Annotated in this window: 4 protein-coding genes; 1 reads left to right on the top strand and 3 read right to left on the bottom strand. The window is 66.2% G+C overall.

Annotated features, from left to right (window positions below; translation table 11 throughout):
- Window positions 1-159 (top strand): flagellar basal body rod C-terminal domain-containing protein (locus MFF42_RS26420; RefSeq protein WP_283206929.1); only part of this gene is annotated, 159 nt, incomplete at its 5' end.
- Between the two features lie 59 nt (window positions 160-218).
- On the opposite strand, the gene MFF42_RS26040 is transcribed toward MFF42_RS26420, so the two are convergent.
- The 3 genes from MFF42_RS26040 to MFF42_RS26030 form a co-directional block, all read right to left on the bottom strand.
- The gene (locus tag MFF42_RS26040; RefSeq protein ID WP_003596827.1) at window positions 219-905 is read right to left on the bottom strand and encodes a ZIP family metal transporter; all 687 of its coding nucleotides are present in this window, start codon (window positions 903-905) and stop codon (window positions 219-221) included.
- A gap of 7 nt (window positions 906-912) precedes the next feature.
- Window positions 913-1,869 (bottom strand): cation diffusion facilitator family transporter, encoded by a 957-nt coding sequence (locus MFF42_RS26035; protein WP_003596826.1) that lies wholly within the window; start codon window positions 1,867-1,869, stop codon window positions 913-915.
- Window positions 1,870-2,006: 137 nt separating this feature from the next.
- Window positions 2,007-2,221, bottom strand: a 215-nt coding sequence (locus tag MFF42_RS26030) for a MerR family DNA-binding protein (protein ID WP_238258849.1), incomplete at its 5' end; no start/stop codon positions are given.

Raw genomic sequence — 2,221 nt, 5'->3', positions numbered from 1 at the left:
GCCGCCGATGCTGGCGGCAACCTCAAGCTTCCCAATGTCCGCCCTACGGTCGAGATGTCCGAACTTCGCTCTGCGATGCGAGCGTACGAGGCCAATCTGCGCACTATCGCGACCTTTGACGACCTGAAAGGAAAGACGCTCGCGCTACTGAAGAGCTGATGTCATCGACCCGAAAGCCTTTCGTGATGACGCATCAAACGCGGCCGGCACGTGCGCCATCAACCGACAAGCTCATCGAGCAAGAGCAATAGCAGGAAGCCTGCGAAGAACATCGCGGTCACCCATGGACGGTCCTCCGTTTCGTGTGCCTCGACCAAAAGTTCCTCCGTCACGAGGTAGAGGAGCGCAATCAGGCCGAAGGCGAGAAAGCCGCCGCGGATGGCCGCGGGCAGCGTGGCGACCGGGCCGCCGAGCAGCGCACCGAGCGGCAGCAGGACGACGAGGGCGGCGGTCAAGCCGACCACCCTGGCTTTCGAGGTTCCGCCCTCGCCGAGTTCGTTCGCGACGGTCAGGCCGAGGAACAGCACCTCGATGGTCAGGGCGACCGTAAGCAGGAAACCGGCCTTGGCGCCCGCTGCGAAGGCGATGCCGAGGACGAGCCCGTCCACCAAGATATCAATTCCGGTGACGGTCAGTAGACCGACTGGTCCTTTCACCCGACGCTCCAGAGTGCGGACCGCGAGCATGGCGGCAACACCGACGCCGCCGCCGACCAGGGTGGCCCAAGGCGATCCGGCATGCTTGAGGTCAGGCAGGATCTCGCCCGCCGCCGCGGCGAATACGACGCCTGCGGCGAAGTGCTGGATGGCGCTGACCAAGACGGGTCCCGGCCGCATGTTGACGGCGACCGCGGCGCCGAGGACGGCGGCGGCTGCCGGGATGAGGGTATAGAGCCAGGCTTGCATCGCAGGTTCAGACCACGCCGTCCGGGGCCAGGGCGCAGGCGGTCGTCTCGCTCGTCTCGACCTGCAACGTGACGTGGACGATCCCGAAGCGGCCCCTCAATTCGCGTGCGGCTCGTATAAGGAAAGCGTCGTCCGTGCCGTCCGGCCTTACGAGATGGCTCGTCAGGGCGACCTCGGTCGTGCTCATCGGCCAGACGTGATAGTCGTGGACGGCCGTGACGTCCTCCAAGCCCCGCAGATGCGCGCGCACGGCGTCAGGGTCGATGCCGGGGGGCACGGCGGCGAGCGACATCCGCACGCTGTCGCGCAGGAGTCCCCAAGTGCTCCATACGACCGCCGCGGCGATGAGTAGGCTGGTCACCGGATCGAGCCAACGCCAACCCGTCAGGGCGATAAGCAGGCCGGCGACGACGACGCCCGCCGAGACGGCGGCATCGGCGGCCATGTGCAGAAAGGCCCCCTTCACGTTGAGGTCGCCTTCGCGCCCCGATGCGAACAGCCAAGCGCTGATGCCGTTGATCAGGATGCCGATGCCCGCGACCACCATCACGGTGGTCCCGGCCACCGGTGCGGGCTCACCGAAGCGCCGGACGGCCTCCCAGGCGATGGCGCCCATGGCGACGAGGAGGATGACCGCGTTGAACAAGGCGGCCAGGATCGAGGAGCTCTTCATGCCGTAGGTGTAGCGCGGCTTAGGCGCCCGTTTCCCGAGAATGGCCGCGGCCCAGGCGACGGCGAGCCCGAGTACGTCCGAGAGGTTGTGGCCTGCGTCGGCGACGAGGGCGAGGGAATTGCTCAAGAACCCGTAGACCGCCTCGACGATCACGAAGGCGACGTTCAGACCGATGCCGACGGCGAAGGCCCTTCCGAAACCGAAGGATGCCTGAGCATTGCCGGAATGGCCGTGTTCGTGTCCACCTCCGTCACGGAGGGCACGGACGGAGCGATCTGCGTGTCCGGTCATTGGGAAATCCGCTCGGCTTCATGCCCTCGGCGGGGCGTCCGACATATGCGGCACGCCTAATTCCTCTAGCGACTGGAGGAGCAAGGGGTTTCGAACGTGGTGAGCGCATAAAATCCAATTCCGCGTGGCCGTAGGCATCAGTGAACCTCGTGCAGGCATTCACCGTGATCGGCCAGCACCTCGACGATGCGGCATTCCCGGACACTGCCCCGCGAGCATTGATCCAGCATCGCCTGGACCTCCACCCTCAACCCGGTGAGCCGCGCAATCCGGTCGTCGATGTCAGCGAGATGCCGGCGGGCGATTGCGTCTACCTCCCCGCACGGGCGTTCCGGCTGCTCGGCGAGATCGA

It is taken from the genome of Methylorubrum podarium, from assembly GCF_022179745.1.
GTDB classification, from domain to species: domain Bacteria; phylum Pseudomonadota; class Alphaproteobacteria; order Rhizobiales; family Beijerinckiaceae; genus Methylobacterium; species Methylobacterium podarium.
The sequence above is the reverse complement of the archived record's forward strand: the minus strand, read 5'-3'. Positions and strand labels throughout refer to the sequence as shown.